Source organism: Nonomuraea sp. NPDC003727 (assembly GCF_053586935.1).
Map to the genome: position 1 here is coordinate 134,103 of NZ_JBSFNE010000017.1, position 23,868 is coordinate 157,970.

Annotated in this window: 16 protein-coding genes; 5 read left to right on the forward strand and 11 right to left on the reverse strand. The window is 70.5% G+C overall.

The genetic code is table 11. From position 1 onward, the window contains the following. Window positions 1-9: 9 nt before the first annotated feature. Window positions 10-939: an ABC transporter substrate-binding protein gene (locus tag ACWDLG_RS35395; RefSeq protein ID WP_449928489.1), complete on the forward strand. Its 930-nt coding sequence runs from the start codon at window positions 10-12 to the stop codon at window positions 937-939. Between the two features lie 181 nt (window positions 940-1,120). After that, window positions 1,121-2,356 carry a GNAT family N-acetyltransferase gene (locus ACWDLG_RS35400; protein WP_449928491.1) on the forward strand — a complete coding sequence of 412 codons (1,236 nt, stop codon included), beginning with the start codon at window positions 1,121-1,123 and terminating at the stop codon, window positions 2,354-2,356. Window positions 2,357-2,396: 40 nt separating this feature from the next. Here ACWDLG_RS35400 and ACWDLG_RS35405 read toward each other — a convergent pair whose 3' ends face one another. Together ACWDLG_RS35405 and ACWDLG_RS35410 are read right to left on the reverse strand one after the other, a co-directional pair. Next, the gene (locus tag ACWDLG_RS35405; RefSeq protein WP_449928493.1) at window positions 2,397-3,599 is read right to left on the reverse strand and encodes a hypothetical protein; all 1,203 of its coding nucleotides are present in this window, start codon (window positions 3,597-3,599) and stop codon (window positions 2,397-2,399) included. Then, window positions 3,596-4,123 (reverse strand): SigE family RNA polymerase sigma factor, encoded by a 528-nt coding sequence (locus ACWDLG_RS35410; protein WP_449928495.1) that lies wholly within the window; start codon window positions 4,121-4,123, stop codon window positions 3,596-3,598. Before ACWDLG_RS35410 ends, ACWDLG_RS35405 begins: the two co-directional genes overlap by 4 nt. 187 nt (window positions 4,124-4,310) lie before the next feature. On the opposite strand from ACWDLG_RS35410, the gene ACWDLG_RS35415 reads away from it, so the two are divergent. Next, window positions 4,311-4,787, forward strand: coding sequence for a flavin reductase family protein (locus ACWDLG_RS35415; RefSeq protein WP_449928497.1), 477 nt, complete (start codon window positions 4,311-4,313; stop codon window positions 4,785-4,787). Window positions 4,788-4,849: 62 nt separating this feature from the next. Continuing rightward, window positions 4,850-5,350 (forward strand): DinB family protein, encoded by a 501-nt coding sequence (locus ACWDLG_RS35420; RefSeq protein WP_449928499.1) that lies wholly within the window; start codon window positions 4,850-4,852, stop codon window positions 5,348-5,350. 72 nt (window positions 5,351-5,422) lie between these two features. Here the strand turns inward: ACWDLG_RS35420 and sppA are convergent, their stop codons facing one another. The 9 genes from sppA to ACWDLG_RS35465 all read right to left on the reverse strand — a co-directional run bounded on the left by sppA (window position 5,423) and on the right by ACWDLG_RS35465 (window position 20,952). Beyond that, the gene (sppA, locus tag ACWDLG_RS35425) at window positions 5,423-7,120 is read right to left on the reverse strand and encodes a signal peptide peptidase SppA (protein WP_449928501.1); all 1,698 of its coding nucleotides are present in this window, start codon (window positions 7,118-7,120) and stop codon (window positions 5,423-5,425) included. A gap of 341 nt (window positions 7,121-7,461) precedes the next feature. Continuing rightward, entirely contained in the window at window positions 7,462-9,171 is a 1,710-nt protein-coding gene (locus tag ACWDLG_RS35430; RefSeq protein WP_449928503.1) for a S8 family peptidase, read from the reverse strand. A 144-nt stretch (window positions 9,172-9,315) separates the two neighbouring features. Beyond that, a complete protein-coding gene (locus ACWDLG_RS35435) occupies window positions 9,316-11,199 on the reverse strand; it encodes a S8 family peptidase (RefSeq protein ID WP_449928505.1) in 1,884 nt (627 codons plus the stop codon). 128 nt (window positions 11,200-11,327) lie between these two features. Continuing rightward, complete coding sequence (glgB, locus tag ACWDLG_RS35440; RefSeq protein ID WP_449928507.1) at window positions 11,328-13,481, reverse strand: 1,4-alpha-glucan branching protein GlgB; 2,154 nt, start codon at window positions 13,479-13,481, stop codon at window positions 11,328-11,330. Between the two features lie 328 nt (window positions 13,482-13,809). After that, entirely contained in the window at window positions 13,810-14,970 is a 1,161-nt protein-coding gene (locus ACWDLG_RS35445; RefSeq protein WP_449928509.1) for a copper amine oxidase, read from the reverse strand. Window position 14,971: 1 nt separating this feature from the next. Continuing rightward, window positions 14,972-15,622, reverse strand: a complete 651-nt coding sequence (locus ACWDLG_RS35450) for a hypothetical protein (RefSeq protein WP_449928511.1) — start codon at window positions 15,620-15,622, stop codon at window positions 14,972-14,974. An 84-nt stretch (window positions 15,623-15,706) separates the two neighbouring features. Further along, complete coding sequence (locus ACWDLG_RS35455) at window positions 15,707-17,029, reverse strand: maltokinase N-terminal cap-like domain-containing protein (RefSeq protein ID WP_449928513.1); 1,323 nt, start codon at window positions 17,027-17,029, stop codon at window positions 15,707-15,709. Window positions 17,030-17,032: 3 nt separating this feature from the next. Then, window positions 17,033-18,745, reverse strand: coding sequence for a maltose alpha-D-glucosyltransferase (gene treS / locus ACWDLG_RS35460; RefSeq protein ID WP_449928515.1), 1,713 nt, complete (start codon window positions 18,743-18,745; stop codon window positions 17,033-17,035). A 20-nt stretch (window positions 18,746-18,765) separates the two neighbouring features. After that, complete coding sequence (locus ACWDLG_RS35465; RefSeq protein ID WP_449928517.1) at window positions 18,766-20,952, reverse strand: alpha-1,4-glucan--maltose-1-phosphate maltosyltransferase; 2,187 nt, start codon at window positions 20,950-20,952, stop codon at window positions 18,766-18,768. 224 nt (window positions 20,953-21,176) lie between these two features. On the opposite strand from ACWDLG_RS35465, the gene glgP reads away from it, so the two are divergent. Continuing rightward, the gene (gene glgP / locus ACWDLG_RS35470; RefSeq protein WP_449928519.1) at window positions 21,177-23,759 is read left to right on the forward strand and encodes an alpha-glucan family phosphorylase; all 2,583 of its coding nucleotides are present in this window, start codon (window positions 21,177-21,179) and stop codon (window positions 23,757-23,759) included. Window positions 23,760-23,868 lie beyond the last annotated feature (109 nt).

A 23,868-nucleotide genomic window follows, 5' to 3' on the forward strand; every position in this document is an offset into this window, starting at 1 on the left:
GAATTACGCATGAGGCGCATATTCGGCACCGCGGCGGTGCTGCTGTCGGCGATGCTCACCCTGTCCGCCTGCGGTGGCGGCGGCAGCGGGAGCAACCCGCTGAACACCACCACCAGTGCCGCCCCGACCGGGTCCGCGCCCGCGACCGGCGGGGGAACGGCGGTCGTAGGCTCGTTCAACTTCCCCGAGAGCGTGCTGCTGGGCAGCATCTACGCCCAGGCGCTCAAGGCCAAGGGTGTCAACGTCACGGAGAAACCGAACATCGGCAGCCGCGAGGTCGTCTACAGCCAGGTCCAGAGCGGCGGGCTCACCGTCCTGCCCGAGTACAACGGCGCGCTGCTGTTCTTCGTCGACCCCAAGTCGACGGCCGCCTCGACGGACCAGGTCAACAGCGAGCTCAAGAGCAAGCTGCCGGCCGAGCTCGAGATCCTCGACTCCTCGCCGGCGCAGGACAACGACTCGCTGACGGTCACCAAGGCGACGGCCGAGCAGTACAAGCTGACCAGCATCGAAGACCTCGCCAAGGTCTCCAAGAACATGACGGTCGGCGGGCCGCCGGAGTTCAAGAAGCGCCGCGAGCAGCAGTTCAAGGACGTGTACGGCCTGGAGTTCAAGGAGTGGAAGCCCACGGGCGACACGACGGCCGACGCGATCAAGGACGGCACCGTGCAGGCGGGCAACGTCTTCACGACCGACCCGAAGATCATCATCAATGACATGGTGTCGCTGCAGGACCCCAAGAACGTCTTCAGCGCCCAGAACGTGACGCCGCTGCTCAACAAGGCCGCGGCGACCGACACGATCAAGACCACGCTCAACGCGGTGTCGGCCAAGCTGACCACCGAGAACCTGACGCAGATGATGCAGAAGATCTCGGTGGACAAGGACGACCCGGCGACGGTGGCCAAGGAGTGGCTGTCCTCCAACGGCCTCCTGTAGCGCGCGCCGGCGACGACGCCCGCCCCCGGTGAACGGCACGGCTCTCACCGGGGGCGCTTCGCGTGTGGGGGTCGCCCCCCCCTTCGCCGGACGCGATGAACGGGCCGACCGGGCGAGTGCCCGGGTGCGCCCGGCGGAAACTCGATGGACGAGGCGACCCAGGCGATGCAATAGTCCCGCCGTGACCGCGACCACCGCCTCCTCCGTACCCGTCTCCCTGGCCGGCGGCCTCGTCCTGCGGCAGGCACAGCCCGCGGACCTGGACCAGATCGGCGCGCTTCTCGCCGAACGCGGTGAACCGGCCGACGCCCTCGACCACCGGCTGGTCGTCCAAGACCCCGACGCCGGCTGGTCCGCCTGCGCCGTGGTCGTCGACGGCGACCGGGTCGTCTCCACCGCGACGCTCCTCGACGAAGACGTCCGCATCGGCGGCATCCACCTGCCGGCCGGCCAGATCGAGCTGGTCGCCACCGACCGCGAGTACGAGGGACGGGGGCTCGTGCGGGCGCTGGTGCGATGGGCCCACGACCGCTCCGCCGCCCGCGGCCACGTCATCCAGGTGATGATCGGTATCCCGTACTTCTACCGGCTGTTCGGCTACGAGTACGCCATCGACATCCCGCAGGCGCCGGCCGTACGCACCCCCCCGCCCGGGGAGGCGACGCCCGTGCTCCGGGCCGCCCGGCCGTCCGACGTCCCCGCCATGGCGGCCCTGCAGGAGGCGGCCCAGAACCGGTTCGACGTGGCCATGCCGCACTCGGCGGCCCGTTGGCGGTGGCTGCTGGCCCACGAGGCGAGCACCCTCCGGGTCCTCGAACGCGCCGGCACCGTCGTCGCCGCCGGACGTACCACGCCCCCCGGCGACGAGGTGCTGCTGGCCGAGGCCGCCGCGGTCGACGAGGCGGCGGCACGGGACCTGCTCCGCGGCGTCGCCGCCCTGACACCCGGCAGCCGGCTGAACGTCGTCCATCGGGCCGGCACCGTGACCGCCGCCGCCTGGCAGGAGTTCCTCGACCACGAACCACGCAAGCGGGCCGAGCAGTACTACGTCCGCGTGCCGGACGCCGCGGCGCTGCTCGACCGGCTGCGGCCGCTGCTCCGGCAGCGTCTCACCGCGGCCGGGATCGATCGCGCCGGCCGCGACATCGTCATCTCCACCTTCGGCGCCCACTACCGGATCCCGGTCCACGCCGAGGGCATCGGCGAGGTCGTCACCGGCGGTCCGATGCAGGGGCCCGGAACGGTGGGAGGCCTCGGCGTGGCGCCCGACCACCTGGCCGCCCTGCTGTTCGGCCCCCACGGTTACGAAGGGCTGTCCCGGATCAGGTCCGATGTCTACACCGGGGAGGAGGAGCTGTTCCAGGCGCTTTTCCCGCCGCTCACCGCCGATCTGCTCACCTACTACCTGCCGTACTAGCGCCGGTGACCGGACAGCCGCCTGACCCGCTTCCCCCCTGTCACAAGGTCCCGGGGAAGCCGGGGAGCACGAGATGGAAGAAGTGCTGCGCGGTGTAGGTGGCGAGCTTCCTGGCCTTGCCGGTCCTGACGTTCACCGCGTAGGCCGTGAAGGGAACGAACGGAGGGTCGAGTTCCGAGGCAGGGGCGTCGTCATCGCGGTTCCCGCAGACGAAGGGCCTCGCCACGGCGATGATCTCCTGAGGGCCGGCCCAGCTGCGCAGGTGGACGAAGTTGCCGGTCATGGACAGGCCCCGCACGGGGACTCTCCGGAGCACCTTGCCGGTCGTCCGGTCCAGGTGCACGAGATCCTCGCCGCTTCTCAGGCAGTCGGTGCCGGGGACGGTCACGCTCTGCACCGCGACGACGGTCTCCCCGTCGGGACCGAGCCCGCCGACCAGGTAGTGCCCCGCGACGTCGACGGTCTTCGCGTTGCCCGCCGTGGACGTCCCCCACAGGTGGCTGATGGTCCGCAGCCGGGTCCTGGGCGCGTACTCCGCCAGGGTGATCGTGTCGCCGTCAGGGGACAGGCCGATGGGGTTCCAGCCGTTGGGCAAGGGCCGGACCATGCGCTCGCGCATGTCGAACAGCATCGCGGGGTCCTTCAGCGGCGGGCTCTTGGTGAAGGCCACGAAGCGGCCGTCGTCCGACAGCAGCAGATGGGCGAGGCTGCCGAGCCATGCCCTGGGCACCTTCGTCGGGGCGGTCGCCACCGCTCCGGAGGCGAGGTCGCGTACCGCGAAGGTGCCGGACGCGGAGTCGTAGTAGGCGATCTTGCGGCCGTCGCGGCTGATCGCCAGAGGGCTCGTCCTGACGAAGGGTCCGGGATCGCGCAGGGCCTGCGCCAGCCGATAGGTCCTGCCGCTCCTGGTGACCACCCGCCAGCCGCCGTCCACGCACCCGGGCGGCACCTTGCCGTCCTCCGGCCGGCAGAGCGTCTTGTAGGCGTGGCTCAGCGGCTCCACCCCGCGTGCCGGCAGGTCCGTCACCGTCCCACGCGCGGGCTCGCCTGCCGCGTCCGGTTCCGCCGGCAGCAGTCGTACGGCGGCCGTCGCGGCGAGCGCGATCGCGATGACCGCGGCGGTCGCGACGATCGGGGCGGCCCTGCGCCGCCGCCGCTCCCTGATCCTGATCGTCCGCTCGGTCAGGTCCACCTCGGGCGCGTCGTCGGCCAGGTCGTCCAGCACGTCTCGTAGCCAGGTCATCGGTGTGCCCCCTTCAGGTCTTCCATTCCGGCGAACGTCGGCGCCAACTCAGGCGCGAGCGCCCGTAACCGGGCGAGCGCGTGGTGGGCCTGGCTCTTGACCGTGCCGATCGAGCAGTTCAGCAGCTTCGCGGTCTCGTGCTCGGTGAGGTCCTCGTAGTAGCGCAGCACGATCACCGCCCGTTGCCTGGGCGGCAGCCGTGCGAGCGCCTGCCGCATGGCGAGCCGGTCGATCGTGGACTCCTCGCTGGAGTGAGGCCGCTCCGGCGGATCGGCGCTCGGCAGCTCGGCCGTCCTGACCAGCCGGCGGCGCCAGGAGATGTACTGGTTGACCAGCGCCTTGCGGGCGTACGCCTGAGGGCTGGCGACCTGCGCCAGCCTGGGCCAGCGCCCGAGCACCTTGACCAGCACGGTCTGCAGCAGGTCCTCGGCGAGGTGGGCATCTCCCGTGAGCAGGTAGGCCGTCCGCATCAGCGACTGCTGGTGGGCGGCCATGAACTCGCGGAAGCTGTCGTTGCGGTCCAAGGTGACTCCTCTCGCCCGTTACCGACGCCGGCGAGCGGGTGAAAGGTTGGGTCGGATCGGCCGGCCCGCCGGGACGCGCTCCAGGACACCACACGAGCATGCCGCCGGCCGGCGAGCAGGTCCCGTGCCCGTTTCGCGGGACCTGACGGCAAACGTCACCGTGATCCATCTGTGCCAGAGTGGTCGGGTGAGTGAGTTCACCGAGGCGATGGCGCAACTCGCGGCGGGGGTAGCCGTGCTGACCGTACGAGACGGCAGGGACGACGTGGGCGTCACCGTGTCCGCCCTCATGTCGGTCTCCGCCGACCCGCCGCTCGTGCTCGCCAGCCTGGGCAGCCGCGGCTACCTCACCGAGGTGCTCCTCCGGCAGGACCGCTGGGCCGCCTCGCTGCTGTCGGCGGGGCAGGCGGCCATCGCCAGCAGGTTCGCCGCCGCCGGCCGTCCGAGCGCCCGGCACCTGGTCGCGGGCACCCCGCACCACCGCGGCCCGCACAGCGACGCGCTGGTCGTCGAGGGCGGGGTGGCGGCGCTGGAGGTGGAGACGTCGCGGGTGGTGCCCGCGGGTGACCACACCCTGTTCGTGGCGCGGGTGCTCGCGGTCGACTACGTCGACGCCACCCCGCTTCCCCTCGTACGGCTGCGCGGCCGCTACCGCCCGGTCTAGGGGGCCGTGTCCCGAAACGCCGCGGCCCGGAACAGGGTGACACGGTGCAGCAGAATGTCGGGATGACCGACCCCAGAATCGATCCCCCCGCGGCCGGTGACGAGCGGGAACTGCTGGTCGCCTTCCTCGACTGGCACCGCGAGACCCTGGCCGTCAAATGCGCGGACCTGAGCGAGGCGCAGTTGCGCGAGCGGTCCGTGCCGCCGTCGGCGATGTCGCTGCTCGGCCTGGTGCGCCACCTCACCGACGTCGAGCGCTACTGGTTCCGCCACGTGCTCGAGGGCGCGGACGTGCCGACCGTCTACTGGGGCGACGTCGACGACGCCGAGTTCGACGTGGCCGCGGCCTCCGCCGTCGAGGCGCTGGCCGTGTGGCGGGCCGAGGTGGAGGAGTGCCGCAAGGTCTCGGCCGGCACCCCGCTGGGCGCCCTCGCCAGGCGGGACCGCCGGGGTGACCACCACTCGCACCGCTACATCCTCATCCACATGATCGAGGAGTACGCCCGGCACAACGGCCACGCCGACCTGCTCCGCGAACGCATCGACGGCGCCACCGGAGAGTAGCCCGAACCGCGGGTCCTGGGACGCCGAAGCGGGTGGCGGCCCGCGGGGGGACCGCCACCGCTGCAGGCGCGGCTACCTGATGACGATCTCCCCTGGCAGCAGGAGCGGCCCGTACGCGGGAAGCCCCAGCTCGCCGGCGAGCCTGGCGAACGGCCCCCACGCCTCCAGCCGCATCCTGGCCAGCGCCGCCGACTTGTCCTCGCTGGACTCCGGCCCGCGCAGCCGCTCCAGCGGGTGCAGCCGGGGGTAGGTCCGCACGGGCGCGTCCGCCGCCAGCCCGGCACGCTCGCGGGCGATGCCGAGGGCGTCCTCGAGGCCGCCGAGCTCGTCCACGAGACCGTGCTCGTGCGCGTCGGCCCCCGTCCACACCCGGCCGCGGGCCAGCTCGTGCGCCCGCTCCCTGGTCAGGTGCCGGCCTTCGGCGACCTTGCCCACGAAGTCGTCGTAGATGCGGTCGAGCCAGGCGTTGACCCTGTCCCACTCCTCGGGCGAGAACGGCCTGGTGGAGGAGAACATCGCGGCCTTCGCGCCCTCGCTGATCACGTCGGTGGTCACGCCGGCCTTCTCCAGCAGCCCGCCGAGGACGGCCTTGCCGCCGAACACGCCGATCGACCCGGTCAGCGTGCCGGGCTGGGCGACGATGACGTCGGCGGCCATCGAGACGAAGTACCCGCCCGACGCGGCCAGGTCGCCCATCGACACGATGACCGGTTTGACCCTGCGCGTGAGGACGATCTCGCGCCACACCGCGTCTGAGGCCACGTAGGAGCCGCCGGGACTGTCGACCCTGAACACCACGGCCTTGACGTGGTCGTCCCTGCGTGCCGCCCTGATCGCGGCGCTGATCGTGTCGGAGCCCATGGCGCCGCTGCCGCCGAGGGGGCTGCGCCCGCTGCGACCGAGCCTGATCATGCCGTGGCCGTGGACGAGCGCGACGCTGGGGGCGGTCGGGTGGGGCAGCTTGCGGGCGGTGAGAGCCCGCGCGTACTTGACGACGTACTGCAGGTGGGCGTCGGCGCCCGCGGCCTGCTTGACCTCGTCGTAGACCTCGTCGCGGTAGGCGAGCCGGTCCACCAGCCCCGCCTCCACGGCCTCGGGGCCGATGAACGGCCCCCTGTCGATCAGCTCCCGCACCTTGTCGGGGTCGAGCCTGCGCCCTTCGGCCACGCCCGCGACGACCTGCTCGACGACCGACTCGGCCAGCCTGCCGTACGACTCCTTGTGGGCGTCGGTCATGTGGTCTTCGGTGAAGGTGTTGGCGGCGGTCTTGTACTCGTGGCGCTTGCCGACCTCATAGCCGATGCCGAGCTTGTCCAGGGTGCCCTTGAGGAAACGCTGTTCGAGCGCGATGCCGGTGAGACCGACGTCGCCGCTGGGCTGCAGGTAGACGCGATCGAACGCGCTGGCCAGGTAGTAGGGGACGGTGCCCTGGCCGAACTCGCCGAACGTCTCGCCGAAGGCCACGGTCAGCCTGCCCGACGCGCGGAACCGCACGACGGCCTCGCGCAGCTCCTGGACCATGCCCAGGCCGAGCGGGGCACCGCCGATCTTGACGATGAGCGCCTTGACGCGGGAGTCCTGCCCGGCCCGCTTCAGGCCGGACAGCACGTCGGCCAGGCGGGGCTTGCGCATGGTGAGGAGCGCGGCGAGCGGATCGGTGGGTGGGCCCTCGGTCAGCCCGTCGGTGAGGTCCAGTTCGAGGACCAGGGGCGCGGTGCGCCGCTGCCTGAACCGATCAACGCTGTCAACGATCACCTTGGTCGCGTCCATAAATGTCACCCTAAGCGACGACCTCGGACCTGCGAGCGCCCGCGCTCCCTCCCTCTCACAGGTCCATCCGATCGGATGATCCACCGCCTACCGAAGTCTGATGAGCGGATCCGAAGGTCGGACGCCGCCCGTCCCCCGGACGCCGACACCACCGAAGCCGCCCGTCCACGTCCGCCGAAGCCGAGCGTCCACGCCCGACGCCGACACCACCGAAGCCGAGCGTCCACGCCCGACGGCGACGCCGCCGAAGCTCCCCGTCCGCGTCTGACGGCGCCCTGGGGACCGCGAGCGTGAAAAGGCCACGCCCGCAGGCGCGCGGGCGTGGCCGGGGAAGGGGACGGTCAGGCGGCGGTGCAGGTCAGCGTGGCGGGCGGGGTGTTCGCGCCGCCGCGCGGCAGCTTGCCGTTGAAGCCGAACCTGGTGGACGCGTCCACGGCCAGCGTGCCGTTCCAGCGCGCGTTGGTCACGGTGACGTCGGCCCCGCTCTGGGTGTACCTGCCCTCCCAGAGGGTGGTCACCTTCTGCTGGTCGGGGAAGGTCCAGGCGACCTTCCAGCTCTTGAGGGGCAGGGTGCCGGTGTTCTTGACGGTGACGTTGGCCTGGAAGCCGCCCGGCCAGGAGGCGCGGTTGGTGTAGGTGGCGGCGCACTCGACGTGCGGCACCGCCTTCCAGACGTCCAGACGCGGCGTGGTGACCTGCTTGCCCGCGCTGGTGTAGGTGATCGGCTTGCCGGCCGCCTTGAGCTTGGCGAGGATCTCGTCGACCGAGGCGTCGGGCAGCTTCTCCCTCATCAGCGCGAAGGCGCCCGCGACGTGCGGGGCGGCCATCGAGGTGCCGCCGAAGCCCGCGTACCTGTTGTCGGGCACGGAGGAGAAGATCGGCCAGCCGGGGGCGAACAGGTCGAGCATCTCGCCGCGGTTGCTGAAGGCGGAGACGTCGTCGGTGTGCGTGCCGACCTGCGGGTACTCCACGTCGGTCGAGCCGACGGTCACGACGCTGGAGACGCAGGCGGGCCACGAGACGGACGCCTCGTGCCCCTCGTTGCCCGAGGCGACGACGGTGGCGACGCCCTGGGCGAGCAGCTCGTCCGCCCTGGCCTTGAAGTCGGCGCCGTCACCGGTGTCGCAGGCGGTGTCGTACTTGCCGCCGCCCAGGCTGAGGTTCACCGAGGCGACGCCGTACTGCTTGGCGATCAGGTTGACGTAGGCCATCCCGGTGAGGACGGAGGAGTCGTAGGCCAGGACGCACGGGGTGGAGTCGGCGCCGCCGCAGTACTCGGGGTTGGTGAACCTGCTGAACACCTGCACCGGCACGATCGTCGCGCCGGGGGCGACGCCGTCGGAGGGCTCGCGCTGCGAGGAGTGCGCCTTGCCCGCGACGATGCCGGCCACGTGGGAGCCGTGCGCGCAGATGCCGAAGAGCGCGTCGGAGGGCGGCACGTTCTTCATGCACGCGTCGGTGGTCGCGCTGGCCGCGCCCGCGCCGATCTGGAACGGCGCGCCGCTCGGGCACAGGGAGGTGGCCATGTCCGCGGCGTTCTCGGCGGAGAAGCAGGCCTCGGCGGCGATGCGGCCGCCGAAGAACGGGTGGTCGCCGTCGATGCCGGTGTCGAGGACGGCCACCGCCTTGCCCGCGCCCGTCACACCGGCCGCGTGGGCCTTGTCGGCGCCGATGATGGCCGTGCTCCTGACCAGGTTCGGCGCGTTGAGGTGGTCCTCGCGGATGGCGACGACGTCGGCCTGGCCGGCGATCTTCTTGAATTCCTCGACGGTCCCCTCGTAGACGAAGAAGTCGAGCCTGCCGGCGAGCGACTCGGGGGTCGGGGCCACGTTGTCGACGCCGGGGGCGACCGCCTCGGCCGTGGCGGCGAGGGACTTGGCCTGCGCGGGGCTCTGCACCTGGACGATCGCCCGGTGAGTGCCGCTGATCCGGACCGCGGGGTCGATCTTCCTGATCGGATCGTCCGCGGTGGCGTGCGCGGGGGCCTGGATGAGCCCGGCTGAAACGGCGGCGAGGGTGGCCGCAGCAGCCAGGAGAGACCGCAGTCTCACTGTGCCTCCGAGGGGGGTGATCGATTTGTGGGGTTTGAGTGTACAGATGTGACTTTTGTTGTCAGAAGAGAGCTGACGTGTCTTTTGGGTAACGCAGACGCAGGCCGGACCCGGAACCGGGACCGGCCTGCGTGCCGTGCGGGCTCACCCGCCGAGTGAGGTGGCGGCCTTCCTGAGCGCCGGGCCGGAGGTCGAGCCGAGCCTGACCTTCTCCGCCGCGTTGACCTTCTCCAGGGCAGACGTCGCGCCGTGCGCCCAGTTGAGCCAGGCCGTCAGCAGCGCCCCGTCGAGCGTGGCGCGCGCGCCCTTCGACGCCTTCAGCACCTTGTACGCCTTGCCGAGCGACGAGGCCTTGGTCAGCTCGGGGAAGACCTTGCTCGCCTTGTGCGCCAGCTTCAGATAGCAGGTGAGGGTCTCGTCGGACAGCTGCCCGGTGCCGCGGTAGATCTCCACGGCCCACTGCTTGGCGGTCATCGCGGTGCCTGCCGTACCGCGGGTGCAGACGGCCGCGGGAGCGGCGGGAGGCGTCACGGTGACGGTCACCGTCACCGTGATCGTCGGCAGCGGGACGGGGGTCGGGTCGGGCGTGTCGACGTCGTCGCCGGGGTCCCCGGACTGCGGGTCGTCGTCGGAGGGCCGGGGCGACGGGCCGCTGACCGAGGGCGCCGGAGCGGGCGCGCTCTGGGTGGCGGTGGGCTGCGGCGCGGCCCCGGTCATGGCCGCCGCCAGATCCAGGCGCGGAGTGACGACGTCGGCTCCGTTCACCTGGTAGGAGAACGGCCTGCCGGTCGCCTTCAGCTTGTCGACCAGCGCGCCGATCGCCTGGTCGGGGAAGGCGGCCTTCATGACGGCCAGCGCTCCCGCGACGTGCGGGGCGGCCATCGAGGTGCCGCTGTGGGTGGCCATGACGTCGTCGGGCACCGACGACTCGATCTCCACGCCGGGCGCGAACAGGTCGAGCAGCGAGCCGGAGTTGGAGAAGTCGGCGATCTGGTCGCCGTTGTTGCTGGCCCCGACCGCGACGGCCGACGAGACGCACGCGGGGAAGGAGGTGCCGGTGAAGTACTCGTTGCCCGCCGCGACGACGGTCGCCACGCCCTTGGACAGCAGGTCGTCGATCTTCGGCTTGAAGACCTGCCCCTCCTCGGTGCCGTCGCACGAGGTGTCGGACAGCTGCCCGCCGAGACTGAGGTTCAGCGCCGCGATGGGGGTGGCGGGAGCGAGCGACGCGATGTGGTCCATGGCCAGGCGCAGCGACGACTCGAAGGCCATCAGGCAGGCCGCCGCGCCGCACGCGTCCTCGTCGTTGACCCTGCTGAACACCTGGACCGCCACGATGCTCGCGCCGGGGGCGACGCCGCCGCCACCGGCCGCGATGCCCGCCACGTGGGTGCCGTGCTCGCACAGGTTCTCGCTGCCGAGCAGGCACTTGGCGTACTCGGCGTCGGCCGCGCCAGGACCGATCATCTGGCTCTGGCCGTTCGGGCACAGCGACTCGACGCCGTCGTACTCGGTGGAGGAGAAGCACGCCTCAGCGATGATCCGGTTGCCGAAGAACGGATGGTCCCGGTCGATGCCCGTGTCCAGGATGGCGACGGCCTGTCCCGCGCCCGTCGCGCCGGTGGCGTGGACCTTGTCGGCGCCGATGACGGGAAGACTCGAGATGGCGGTCGGCGGATAGGCGCGATCGCGGTGGATGGAGGAGACGCGCGGGTCCTCGGCGAGCGCCGCCAGCTCCTCCGCGGTGCCTTCGACGACGATGAACGGCTGCGCGGCCGGCTGGAGCACGACCTGGGCGTCCTCGGCCGCGGCCTGCGCGGCGACCGGCGCGGTCTGCCCCGGGTCGGTCAGCTCGACGATGACCCGGGTGCTGCCCTCGGCGACGGCCAGGCCCTCTTCGAGCTTCTCCCCGGCGGCCGTGGCGGACGGCGACGGCGAAGGAGTGGCGGGGGGTTCACCGGCGAGGGCGGGAGCGGCCGGCAGTAATGCCAGCAAGACCGAGCACACGATCAGGCGTCGCAGTCGCACACGTCCTCCGAGGGGGGTGATGATCTCGGAGTGTAGAGAGCTTTGTCCGCTTAGCCCAGAGGATGCGGTGGTTTCTCAGCAAACGTTCATGCGGAAGCCGCCCGAGATCCGGGCGGCTCCGCGGACGCTCAGCCGGCGCCCGGCGTGTGCCTCAGCCAGATCGCGCCCAGCGGCGGCACGCGCAACGTCGTCGCGTACGGCAGGCCGTGGTGCGACTCCTCGGCCGCCTCCACCGCCCCGAGGTTGCCCACGCCGCTGCCCCAGTAGTCGAAGGCGTCGGTGTTGAGCGCCTCCTCCCACTGCCCGCCGTACGGCAGGCCGAGCCTGAACTCCTCGTGCGGAGCCCCGCTGAAGTTGACCACGCACGCCACCGCGGACCCGTCGAGCCCGAACCGCAGGAACGAGAAGACGTTGCCGGGCGCGTCGTCGGCGTCGATCCACCGGAACCCGTCGGGCGTGGTGTCCTGCTCCCACAGGGCAGGGGTCTGCCGGTAGAGGGCGTTGAGGTCGCGGACCAGCTTCTGCACCCCGCGATGCCCGTCGAAGTCGAGCACCCACCAGTCGAGCCCGCGCTCCTCCGACCACTCCGACCCCTGGCCGAACTCGCCGCCCATGAACAGCAGCTGCTTGCCCGGATGCGCCCACATGAACGCGAACAGCGCCCGCAACTGCGCGAACCGCTGCCACTCGTCTCCCGGCATCTTGCCCAGCAGCGAGCCCTTGCCGTGGACGACCTCGTCGTGCGACAGCGGCAGGACGAAGTTCTCGCTGTAGGCGTACATCAGCGAGAAGGTCATCTGGTGGTGGTGGTACTGGCGGAAGATCGGCTCGTGGCGCAGGTAGGCGAGCGTGTCGTGCATCCAGCCCATGTTCCACTTGAAGCCGAACCCGAGGCCGCCCAGATGCACGGGACGCGAGACGCCCGGCCAGGCCGTCGACTCCTCGGCGATCGTCGAGATGCCCGGTGCCTCCCGGTAGCAGACGGAGTTCATCTCCTTGAGGAACTCCACCGCGTCGAGGTTCTCGCGACCGCCGTAGATGTTCGGCGTCCACTCGCCCTCGCGCCGGGAGTAGTCGAGGTAGAGCATCGAGGCGACCGCGTCCACCCGCAGCCCGTCGATGTGGAACTCCTTCAGCCAGTAGAGCGCGTTGGCGACGAGGAAGTTGCGCACCTCGTTGCGGCCGAAGTCGAAGACGTAGGTGCCCCAGTCGGGGTGCTCGCCGCGGGCCGGGTCGGCGTGCTCGTAGAGCGGCGTGCCGTCGAAGCGGGCCAGCGCCCAGTCGTCCATCGGGAAGTGCGCGGGCACCCAGTCGAGCACCACCCCGATGCCGCGCTGGTGCAGGGCGTCGACCAGGTGACGGAACTCGTCCGGGGTGCCGAAGCGGGCGGTCGGCGCGTAGTAGGAGGTCACCTGGTAGCCCCACGAGCCGCCGAACGGGTGCTCGGCCACCGGCAGGAACTCCACGTGCGTGAAGCCCATCTCCTCCACGTAGTCGGCCAGCTGCGTCGCCAGCTCGGTGTAGCCGAGCCCCGGCCGCCACGAGCCGAGGTGCACCTCGTAGGTGCTCATCGGCAGCCGCTGCGGCACCTTGGTCTGGCGCTCGGCCATCCACGCGTCGTCGGCCCACCGGTAGTCGGAGTGGTCGACCACCGACGCCGTCTGCGGCGGCACCTCCGTCCTGCGCGCCATCGGGTCGGCCTTGTCACGCCAGAGCCCGTCGGCGCCGAGGATCTGGAACTTGTAGCGTTCGCCCACGCCGATGTCGGGCACGAACAGCTCCCAGACTCCGGACCGGCCCAGCGAGCGCATGGGGTGGGCGACGCCGTCCCAGTGGTTGAAGTCGCCGACCACCCTGATGCCGCGCGCGTTCGGCGCCCAGACGGCGAACGCGGTGCCGTCGACGTCCTCATGGCGCATCGTCCGCGCGCCGAGGGACTCCCACAGCCGCTCGTGCCTGCCCTCGCCGATCAGGTGCAGGTCCACCTCGCCGAGGGTGGGCCAGTGCCGGTACGGGTCGCGCATGTCGTACGGCTCGCCGCCGCTGTAGCGCACCCGCAGGACGTAGTCGGGGATCTTGTCCAGTCCGCCGACCGTGGCCTCGAACACCCCGTGAGCGACATGCCTCATCGGTCGCGCCTCGTCGTCGAAGACCACCTCGACCTGTTCGGCCAGCGGTCGCAACGCCCTGAACGTGACCCCGTCAGGACCCAGGTGCGCTCCGAGAATCGAATGCGGGTCGTGATGCGCCCCACCTGCGAGGCGGTCGAGCTCTGTCCTCATCGGCATGTTCCTTACCCTGCCCTACAGCGACCTTCCAACCCATGCCCTTGACCGCTGTCACCATGCGAATTCTGGAGACGGGCATTTCAGAAAAATCGGATTAACCGCGGCGGTCGCCGCCAGAAACGTGCGCGACCTGTCCGCCGCCGCCCGCAGCCCGTGCGAGCGCCGGTGATCGCCACCGTGGCCATGGTAACCGCCACTGCCCCGATCAACCCGCCGCCACACCCATAGCCGTCATTTCGGGTCCGGTCATGACCGTAAGGGCATGGTCCCTCACCCACCGGCTCGGGGCCGTCAGGCGAGGGACCATGCCCTTACCGCGGTGTCAGTACGGGTTGGTGGCGGTGACGTCGCGGGGCGTCACGCGGAACCCCTGCCAGTGGATCGGCATCGGGTCGGCGTCCTCGTCCCTGGCGACGTGGTGGAAGCCCACGTTCACCCACACCACCGGATCGGTCACCCGCTCGTCGTCGGCGTACCGGTCGACCGACCTGCCGCACCTGGGCGCGACGTTCTCGGTCGCGAGCCGCTCGCAGGCCCGGTACTGCGTCACGTACACGTCCGCGTGCGTGAACGCCTCGTCGGCGGGGCCGCGGTACTCCGCGCTGTCGGAGTTGTTGATCTCCCACGAGACCGGGTGCCGGTCGGTGTTGCGCACCCCCGGGTCCACCACCCGCCACCAGCGCATCCTGCTGTTGAGCGCCCTGGTCTCCCGGTTGAACACCGTCTTCACCAGCGACCGCTTCTTGGTGCGGTTGCCGGCGAAGTCGTACTGCTCGACGACGTCGCGGGCCCTGCCCTCGATGTCGAAGTCCATCCGCCAGAAGACGTTGTGGCTGTGGGACTCCTCGAAGTGCTTGCGCCCGACCCCGAGCGGCCAGCCGTGCTTCGGCGCGGTCGTGGTGCCCGCCAGCGAGCCCGTGGCGCCGATCCGCGGCGTGATCGAGCCGTCGTCGCCGAACACCCACTCGGAGACGTAGGTGTACCAGCCGACCTGGTAGGCGGCCAGCACCACCAGTTCGTGGCCCTGCGCCGTCCTGCGCTGGCTCTCGTCGCCCCAGCCGTCCTTGAGGTAGGCGTGGCCGCGCGGGCGCGTCGTCACGCACACCTTGCTCTTGGCCAGCTCGCCGCCGGGACAGTCGGCCGCCGTCAGCGTCACCGCGGCCGAGCCGAGCGAGCCGATGTCGTGGTAGCGCGGCTCGCCGCTGTCGTAGGGGACGTGGATCTGCGCCAGCGCCCCGCTGCGCAGCACGCTGATCGACCGGCTGTCCTTGGGCATGTAGCGCACCCTCGTGACGGTCAGGCCCTCGATCGTGCGCATCTCCCAGCACAGCCGCCAGCGCGCGCCGTTCGGCAGCGTCCTGTCGACCAGGTACGGCGAGCCGCACGCGTCGGCCGCGTCGGCCGCCGCCGGTGCGGACGGGGGCGGCGCGGGCGACGCCAGGGGCACGGCGAGCAGGCCGGCGAGCATGAGACGGAGGATCAACTCACCACTCCAGGGTGTGAACCTGCTTGGCGGACAGGTCGAGGACGATGCGGCTGGTGTCGAGGAAGGTGCCGTTGGGCAGCCGGACGAACAGCCGCAGGCACCGGTGCGTCCGGCACGGTCCCCGCTCCGGCGAGTAGATCAGCCCGCGCAGGGCCAGGTCGGACGGCGAGGCGAGCTCCCGCCCCGCGGCCTTCCTGAACGACTGGCGCACTCCCTGCCCCAGCGCCGGGTCGGCCAGCAGCAGCTCGGCGGCGCGCAGTTCCTCCCGCCTGGACGGCGGCGGCTGCACCCCTCTGCCCGTGGTCTCCTCGACCACCCTGCTCTGGCCGAGGTCGACGGTCCTGACGGTCAGCGTGTCGTTGCCGTAGTCGTAGATGTAGGCCTCGGCGCGCCGCGCCTGCTCGGCGTCCTTGTCGTCGTCGCGCTCGACGTAGAGCAGCTCGGCCTGGTCCGCCTTCAGGTGGGTGCCGGCCGTGGCGATCTCGCCGGCTCGGGCGATCTCCTCGGGCGTCAGGGGATCCCCCGGCGCGGGAGACTCCTGGACGGCCTGCGCCGCCTCCGGCCCTTCCCCGCTGGTGGCGATCAGGAGCGTTCCGCTCAGGAGCGCCGTGCCCAGCCCAGCGGCCGCGAACACAAGACCTCGTCGCATCCGCCCCCCTTACTCTTCGCTTATTTAGGCATGCGAAGAGTAATGCTCCGGGTGGGCTTCGGAGGGGGAAACGCCGGGAACGCCTCAGCGGAAGGCGGCCAGTGGGATGGGCAGCCAGGTGGGGCGGTGGCGGGCCTCGTACATGACCTCGTAGACCGCCTTGTCGTACTCCAGCGCCCGCAGCAGCGCCGCGTCCTCGGCGCCCACGTCGGCGTACCCCTCGAGGAAGGCCGTCCTGTTGTGGGTGGCCCACTCGTCCGCCTTCGGGCGCAGCGTCTCGCCTTCGGGGTGGTCGGTCAGCAGATGGCCCGCGGCGTAGTCGAAGGAGCGCAGCATCCCGGCCACGTCCCGCAGCGGGGAGGCGAGCGCCCTGCGCTCCTCCAGCGGCTGTCCCGGCTCGCCCTCGAAGTCGAGGACGAACCAGCCGACGGGTGTCCGCATGACCTGGCCCAGGTGGTAGTCGCCGTGGACGCGCTGCACGCGCACCTCTCCGGTCAGCTCCTCCACCTCGTGGAAGGCGCGCTCGACGACGTCGGCGTGCTCGGCCAGCTCGGGCACCTCGGCGATCGCCCTGGCCAGGCGGCGGCGGAAGCCCTCCACCATCCGCTTGACCTCGTGCGGCTCGACGACGTCGGTGGGGAAGGCGGCCGCCAGCCGGCGGTGGATCTCGGCCGTCGCCGCGCCGAGCCGGTGCGACTCGGCGGCGAAGTCGCCGCCCGCCTCGGCCGCGGACACGTCCTCCAGCTGGCCGTAGAAGTCGCGGACGCTGGCCAGCGCCAGGTCCCAGCCGTCGTTGCTGGTGGACAGGAACTCCTGCATGAAGGCCAGCGTGGTCGGCACGCCGTCGAGGTCGGTCTCGATCCACCCGTACGGCTTGGCGATGTGCGGCGAGCCGCGCTCGGCCAGCGCGGTGACGACCTCGAGCTCCGGGTTGACGCCCGGGATGAGGCGGCGGAACAGCTTGCAGATGTAGGCGTCGCCGTACACCAGCGAGGTGTTGGACTGCTCGGCCCCGAGGACCAGGCTGCGCTGCGTGGTGTCGATCTCCACCCCGTGCGTGTGGCGGAACCTGACGGGGCCGTGGTCCTGCCCCTCGGCCATGCCCTCCAGCAGCAGCCGGGCCAGGGTGGGGTCGTGCGCGGCGTCGTAGACGTGGACGCCGTCCTGCGTGATGCCGACGAGGGCGTGCTTGAGCCGGTCGGGCAGCTCCGCGCGGATGCCGATCAGGAGCTGGTAGCGGTCGCGCGCGTCGGCCTGCCGTACGGACAGGACCAGGTGGCACAGCTGGGCTTCGCCTTCGGTGCCGAGGACGGTGTGCGACTCGATGCCGAGGTCGTCGAGAGGGCGCCCCTTGCCCGCGAACCAGCGTTGATGGGTGATCCAGCGGGCAAGGAGGTCCTCAAGCACGACTTACTCCTCCTGGGGTACGGCGGGCGGAAGGGTGAACCAATAGAACCCATGCCCAGGGAGCGTCAAAAGATACGGAAGTTCGCCAATCGGCGGAAATGGAACTCCACCCATCGTCTCCACGGGCGATACGCCGACGAACCTTCGCAGGTCCAGCTCCACGGGCTGGGGGAACCGCGAGAGGTTGTTCACGCATAGCATGCGATCATCGCCGAGCTCGCGCACGAATGCCAGCACGCTGGGGTTCGACGAGTTGAGTTCGATGTACTCGCCGAGGCCGAAGACCGGATGCCGCTTGCGGATCTCGATCATGCGCTTGGTCCAGTGGAGCAGCGAGCCGGCGTTCTTCTGCTGCGCCTCGACGTTGATCGCCTGGTAGCCGTAGATCGGGTCCATGATGACCGGCAGGTAGAGCCGCCCGGGGTCGCAGTCGGAGAAGCCCGCGTTGCGGTCGGGCGTCCATTGCATCGGGGTACGGACGCCGTCGCGGTCGCCGAGCCAGATGTTGTCGCCCATGCCGATCTCGTCGCCGTAGTAGAGCACCGGCGAGCCGGGCAGCGACAGCAGCAGCGCGGTGAACAGCTCGATCTGGTTGCGGTCGTTCTCCAGCAGCGGCGCCAGGCGGCGGCGGATGCCGACGTTGGCCCGCATGCGCGGATCCTTGGCGTACTCGGAGTACATGTAGTCGCGCTCTTCGTCGGTGACCATCTCGAGCGTGAGCTCGTCGTGGTTGCGCAGGAAGATGCCCCACTGGCAGTTCTCGGGGATCTTGGGCGTCTGGGCCATGATCTCCGAGATCGGGTAACGGGACTCCCTGCGCACGGCCATGAAGATGCGCGGCATGAGCGGGAAGTGGAAGGCCATGTGGCACTCGTCGCCGCCGTTGACCGGGTCGCCGAAGTACTCGACCACGTCGGACGGCCACTGGTTGGCCTCGGCCAGCAGCACGCGGTCCGGGTAGAGCCGGTCGACCTCGGTCCTGATCCGCTTGAGGTAGGCGTGGGTCCTGGGCAGGTTCTCGCAGTTGGTGCCGTCCTCCTCGAACAGGTAGGGGATGGCGTCCATGCGGAATCCGTCGATGCCCAGGTCGAGCCAGAACCTCAGCACCTCCAGCATGGCCTCCTGCACCGCCGGGTTCTCGTAGTTGAGGTCGGGCTGGTGGTGGAAGAAGCGGTGCCAGTAGTACTGCCCGCGGACCGGGTCGTAGGTCCAGTTCGAGGTCTCGGTGTCGATGAAGATGATCCGGGCGTCCCGGTACTTCTCGTCGGTGTCGGACCAGACGTAGAAGTCGCCGAACGGGCCCTCGGGGTCGTGCCGTGACGCCTGGAACCACGGGTGGGCGTCGCTGGTGTGGTTCATCACCAGGTCGGCGATCACCCGCATGCCCCGCTTGTGCGCCTCGTCGACCAGCTTGACGAAGTCGCCGAGATCACCGAAGTCAGGGAGGATCTTCATGAAGTCGGCGATGTCATAGCCGCCGTCGCGCAGCGGCGACTCGTACAGCGGCAGCAGCCAGAGGCAGTCGACACCCAGCCACTGCAGGTAGTCGAGCCTGCTGGTGAGCCCCTTGATGTCGCCTGTGCCGTCGCCGTTGGAGTCGGCGAAGCCCCTGATGAGCACCTCGTAGAAGACCGCCCGCTTGTACCACTGCGGATCGCGGGGCTCTTCCTCGTCGAAGGTGTTCGGGATGGCAGCGGAGTTCACGGTGTCGGACAAATTGGACTCCCCGATCGCTGTTACCGATGAGCCGCTCGCACGGTGAAAACGTGCGCCGGATGAATATGAGGGTCGAGGCGCACGTAGTTGTTCTGCCGCCACCGGTACGACTCGCCCGACATCTCGTCGTCCACGACGAACTCGGAGTTCCAGTCGAGACCGAGAGCGGGGAGGTCGAGATCGACCGTCGCCTCATGAGTATTGTGCGGGTCCAGGTTCACAACCGCCAGGACCACGTCGCCGAGTCCGTGCCGTCGTGTGGCCGTGTCGTAGGCGCCGGGCAGCCGCTTGGAGAAGCAGACCATGTCCGGGTGGTCGATCCTGTGGAACCTCAGATTACGCAATTCCTGGACGGCCGGGTGCGCCCTTCGGAACAAATTCAGATGTGTGATGAAGGGGGCAAGCGTGCGGCCCTCGCGCTCGGCCGCGGCCCAGTCTCGCGGCTTGTACTGATATTTCTCGCTATCGAGGTATTCCTCGCTGCCTGGCCGTACTGGGCGGTTTTCGGTGAGTTCGTAGCCGGAATAGACGCCCCACGTGGGGGAGACGAGCGCGGCCAGGACGGCCCGGATCTTGAAGGCGGGCAGGCCGCCGTGCTGCAGGTACTCGTGCAGGATGTCGGGCGTGTTGACGAAGAGGTTCGGCCTCAGGAAATGCGATGTTTCGTGCGACAGTTCCGAAAAGTAGGTTTCCACGTCGTACTTCGAGTTCTTCCAGGTGAAGTACGTGTACGACTGGTGGTATCCGATCTTGGCGAGTGTCTGCAGCATCGCGGGGCGGGTGAACGCCTCGGCCAGGAAGACCACGTCGGGGTCGGTCGTCCTGATGTCGGCCAGCAGCCGCTCCCAGAAGCTCACCGGCTTGGTGTGCGGGTTGTCGACCCTGAAGATCCGCACCCCGTGGTCCATCCAGTGCCTGACCACCCGCTTGACCTCGGCGTAGATCCCCTCCGGGTCCTTGTCGAAGTTGAGCGGGTAGATGTCCTGGTACTTCTTGGGCGGGTTCTCCGCGTACGCGATCGACCCGTCGGCGCGGATCGTGAACCACTCGGGGTGCTCCTTGACCCACGGATGGTCGGGCGAGCACTGCAACGCGAAGTCGAGCGCCACCTCCATGCCCAGCTCACGGGTCCTGCCGACGAAGTCGTCGAAGTCGTCGATCGTGCCCAGGTCGGGATGGACGGCGTCGTGCCCGCCGTCCTCCGAGCCGATCGCCCACGGCGAGCCCGGGTCGTCGTGCCCCGGCGTGAGCGTGTTGTTGCGGCCCTTGCGGAAGGTCGAGCCGATCGGATGGATCGGCGGCAGGTAGACCACGTCGAAGCCCATGCGGGCGATGGCGGGCAGCCGCTTGGCGGCGGTCTGGAAGTTCCCCGACTTGGAGACGCCGCCCTCCTCGACGATCGCCCCCTCCGACCTGGGGAAGAACTCGTACCACGAGCCGAACAGCGCCCTGCGCCGGTCCACCCTGATCTTCTGCGGCTTGCTCCTGGTCAGCAGGTCGCGCAGCGGATGCGCCTCCAGCATCGCGGTCGTCTCGGGCAACTGGGCGATCGACAGGCGGGCGCGGGGATCGAGCGTCTCGTCGCGCAGCTTCGCCGCCACGGCCAGCAGCGCCGCCCGGTGCCCGCAGACCTCGGCCGGCTTCAGCTCCGTGCCCGCCCGCAGCGCGCCGGTCGTGACCATGTCCGTCTTCAACATGTTCGTTCTCAACGCGCCCGGCTTCTGCGCGGCGGTCGTGCCGGCGCCGGTCCTCAGCGTGCCGTTGCCGTTGCGCGTGGTCCCGTTGCCGGCGTGCGGGGCCGGGCAGTCGGCCGGCCGTACGGCACGGGCGGCGCGCTCGAACAGGCGCGCGCCCTCCTCGCACATCAGGTCGACGTCCATGCCGCGCGGGATCTTGATCTCCGCGTCGTGCAGCCACGTGCCGATCGGATCGCCCCAGGCCTCGACCCTGAACAGCCAGTCACCCTCGTCGGGCAGCGACACGCTCACGGACCACCTGTCGGTGCCCTTGGCCACCTCTCGCATATGTTTCAGGTGGCCACGCCTCCCGTCGGGCGAGGTGAGCACCACCCCGGCGGCCACCGCGTCGTGTCCCTCGCGGAACACGGTCGCGGCGATCTCAAAGGTCTCACCAGCAACCGCCTTCGCGGGCCACTGCCCGCAGTCGACGGCTGGGAAAATGTCCGTGATAGGGATTCGACCGATCATCGCGTCCTGTTCTCATGGTCGAGTGGCCGACTGTCGCAATGACGATCCTCGCACCTTCACGCGTGAAGCTGAGGACGCCATCCCGGACGGTGTTTCGGGTTCAAAGTGGGGAGTGCCCCAAGTGTCCCCATTAATGCATCTTCACGGAAGGGTTGTCAGAGGGAAGTGATCGATCTACGGGACTGCTGCTTGTCCACCACCACTCACCACCTAGGGTCGGAATCGTGAGAGCTATCCGCAGGTTCACCGTCCGCACCGTCCTTCCCACGGAGTTGGCCGCCCTCGGCGAGCTCGTGCACAACCTCAGGTGGTCGTGGCATCCAGAGACCACCGACCTGTTCTCCGAGGTCGATCCGGCCGTCTGGGAACGCGTTGGGCACGACCCCGTCGCACTGCTGGGCGCCGTCGACCCGGCCAGGTTGCGCCAGCTGGCGGGTGACCGCCGCTTCCTGCGTCGCCTCGCCGACGCAGCCGACGACCTGCGCGAGTACATGACCGCGCCGCGCTGGTACCAGACGCTGCCCGACGCGGCCGAGGCGATCGCCTACTTCTCGCCGGAGTACGGCATCGCCGCGGCCCTGCCGCAGTACTCGGGCGGCCTCGGCATCCTGGCGGGAGACCACCTGAAGGCGGCCAGCGACCTGGGCGTGCCGATCCTGGCGGTGGGGTTGCTCTACCGCCACGGTTACTTCACCCAGTCGCTGTCGCCCGAGGGCTGGCAGCTGGAGCACTATCCCAGCCTCGATCCCGGCGGCCTGCCGCTCACCCTGCTGAAGGACGAGGAGGGCACCGCCGTCCACATTCGGATCGGGCTGCCCGGCCACCGCGCCCTGCACGCGCAGGTGTGGGTGGCGCAGGTCGGCAGGGTGCCGCTGCTGCTGCTCGACTCCGACGTGGCCGACAACGACGCGGCCGCGCGCGACGTCACCGACCGCCTCTACGGCGGCGGCACCGACCACCGGCTCATGCAGGAGCTGCTGCTCGGCATCGGCGGCGTCAGGGCGATCCGCGCCTACTGCGGGATCACCGGTCACCCCGAGCCCGAGGTCTTCCACACCAACGAGGGCCACGCCGGATTCCTCGGCCTGGAGCGCATCCGCGAGCTGACCGAGTCGCGGCTGAGCTTCGACGAGGCGCTGGAGGCCGTGCGCGCGGGCACGGTGTTCACCACCCACACGCCCGTCCCCGCCGGCATCGACCGCTTCCCCGCCGACATGATCGAAAGGCAGTTCGGCGGCGACAACGCCTGGCCGACCGTGCCCGTCGAGCGCATCCTCGCGCTGGGCGCCGAGCGCGAGCCGGGCCGCTTCAACATGGCGATCATGGGCATGCGCCTGGCCCAGCGCGTCAACGGGGTCTCCGAGCTGCACGGCGAGGTCAGCCGGGAGATGTTCAAGGAGCTCTGGCCGGGCTTCGACCTGCACGAGGTCCCGATCGGGTCGATCACGAACGGTGTCCACGCGCCCACGTGGGTCGGTCGCGAGATCATGGAGCTGGCCGGTCGCGAGCTGCCGTCCCTGATCGACAAGGGGCAGGGCTGGGAGGGCGTCCACAAGATCCCCGACGCCGACATCTGGGAGATCCGCGGCCTGCTGCGCGAGCGCCTGGTCGAGGCGGCGAGGGTACGGCTGCGCCGCTCCTGGCGCGACCGGGGTGCCTCCGACGCCGAGCTGACCTGGGTCGACGACGCGCTCGACCCCAACGTGCTGACCATCGGGTTCGCCCGCCGCGTGCCCTCCTACAAGCGGCTCACGCTCATGCTGCGCGACCCGGCGCGGTTGAGGGAGCTGCTGCTCGACCCCGACAAGCCGGTGCAGATCGTCATCGCGGGCAAGGCGCACCCGGCCGACGAGGGCGGCAAGAAGCTCATCCAGCAGATCGTGCGGTTCGCCGACGAGGAGGACGTGCGGCACCGCATCGTCTTCCTGCCCGACTACGACATGGCCCTGGGCCAGCTGCTCGTGCAGGGCTGCGACGTCTGGCTGAACAACCCGCTGCGGCCGCTGGAGGCCTCGGGCACCTCGGGCATGAAGTCGGCGCTGAACGGCGGGCTCAACCTGTCCATCCGCGACGGCTGGTGGGACGAGTGGTACGACGGCACCAACGGCTGGGCCATCCCCACCGCCGACGGCGTCGCCGACCCCGACCGGCGCGACGAGCTGGAGGCCGCCGCGCTCTACGACCTGATCGAGCACGAGGTCTCCGACCGCTTCTACGACCGCGCCCCCGACGGCCTGCCCCGCAGGTGGCTGGAGATGGTGCGCCACACGCTGGCCTCGCTCGGGCCCAAGGTGCTGGCCGGGCGGATGCTCCGCGACTACGTCGTGGATCTCTACACGCCCGCCGCCGCCGGCGCCCGCGCGCTGTCGGCCGACGTCTACGCGCCCGCCAAGGCGTTCGCCGCCTGGCGGCTGCGCGCCGCCAAGGCGTGGCCCGGCGTCAGGGTGGAGCACGTGGAGGCGTCGGGTGTCGGCGACACGCCCGAGGTCGGCGCCGCCCTCGACCTGCGGGCCACCGTCGCGCTCGGCGAGCTCGAGCCGTCCGACGTGCTGGTCCAGACGGCGTACGGCAAGGTCGGCCCGCACGACGAGCTGCTGAACCCCGGCTACCTGACGATGGCGCTGGAGGGCACGAACGACGACGGCAAGGCGCACTACGCGGGGAAGGTGCCGCTCGAGAGCACGGGCGCCTTCGGGTACACGGTGCGGGTCGTCCCGCACCACCCGCTGATGGCCTCGCCGGCGGAGCTCGGCCTGATCGCGCTGCCCGAGGAGCCGGCCGGCATGACCAACGGCACCCTCCGCTGACCACCTGCCCGCGGCGACGCGGGCGGCGGCGGCCCGCACGTCGGCGCCACGCTCCAGGAGATGGAGGAGAGCACCCGCTCGGCGATCGAGCGGATGGACCGGGCGGTGC

Coding starts and splice junctions, on each gene's coding strand:
- ACWDLG_RS35405 (WP_449928493.1), bottom strand. CDS start 3,599: ATGACCTGGCTACGAGACGTGCTGGACGACCTGGCCGACGACGCGCCC.
- glgB (WP_449928507.1), bottom strand. CDS start 13,481: ATGAGGACAGAGCTCGACCGCCTCGCAGGTGGGGCGCATCACGACCCG.
- ACWDLG_RS35420 (WP_449928499.1), top strand. CDS start 4,850: ATGACCGACCCCAGAATCGATCCCCCCGCGGCCGGTGACGAGCGGGAA.
- ACWDLG_RS35395 (WP_449928489.1), top strand. CDS start 10: ATGAGGCGCATATTCGGCACCGCGGCGGTGCTGCTGTCGGCGATGCTC.
- ACWDLG_RS35465 (WP_449928517.1), bottom strand. CDS start 20,952: ATGATCGGTCGAATCCCTATCACGGACATTTTCCCAGCCGTCGACTGC.
- sppA (WP_449928501.1), bottom strand. CDS start 7,120: ATGGACGCGACCAAGGTGATCGTTGACAGCGTTGATCGGTTCAGGCAG.
- ACWDLG_RS35450 (WP_449928511.1), bottom strand. CDS start 15,622: ATGCGACGAGGTCTTGTGTTCGCGGCCGCTGGGCTGGGCACGGCGCTC.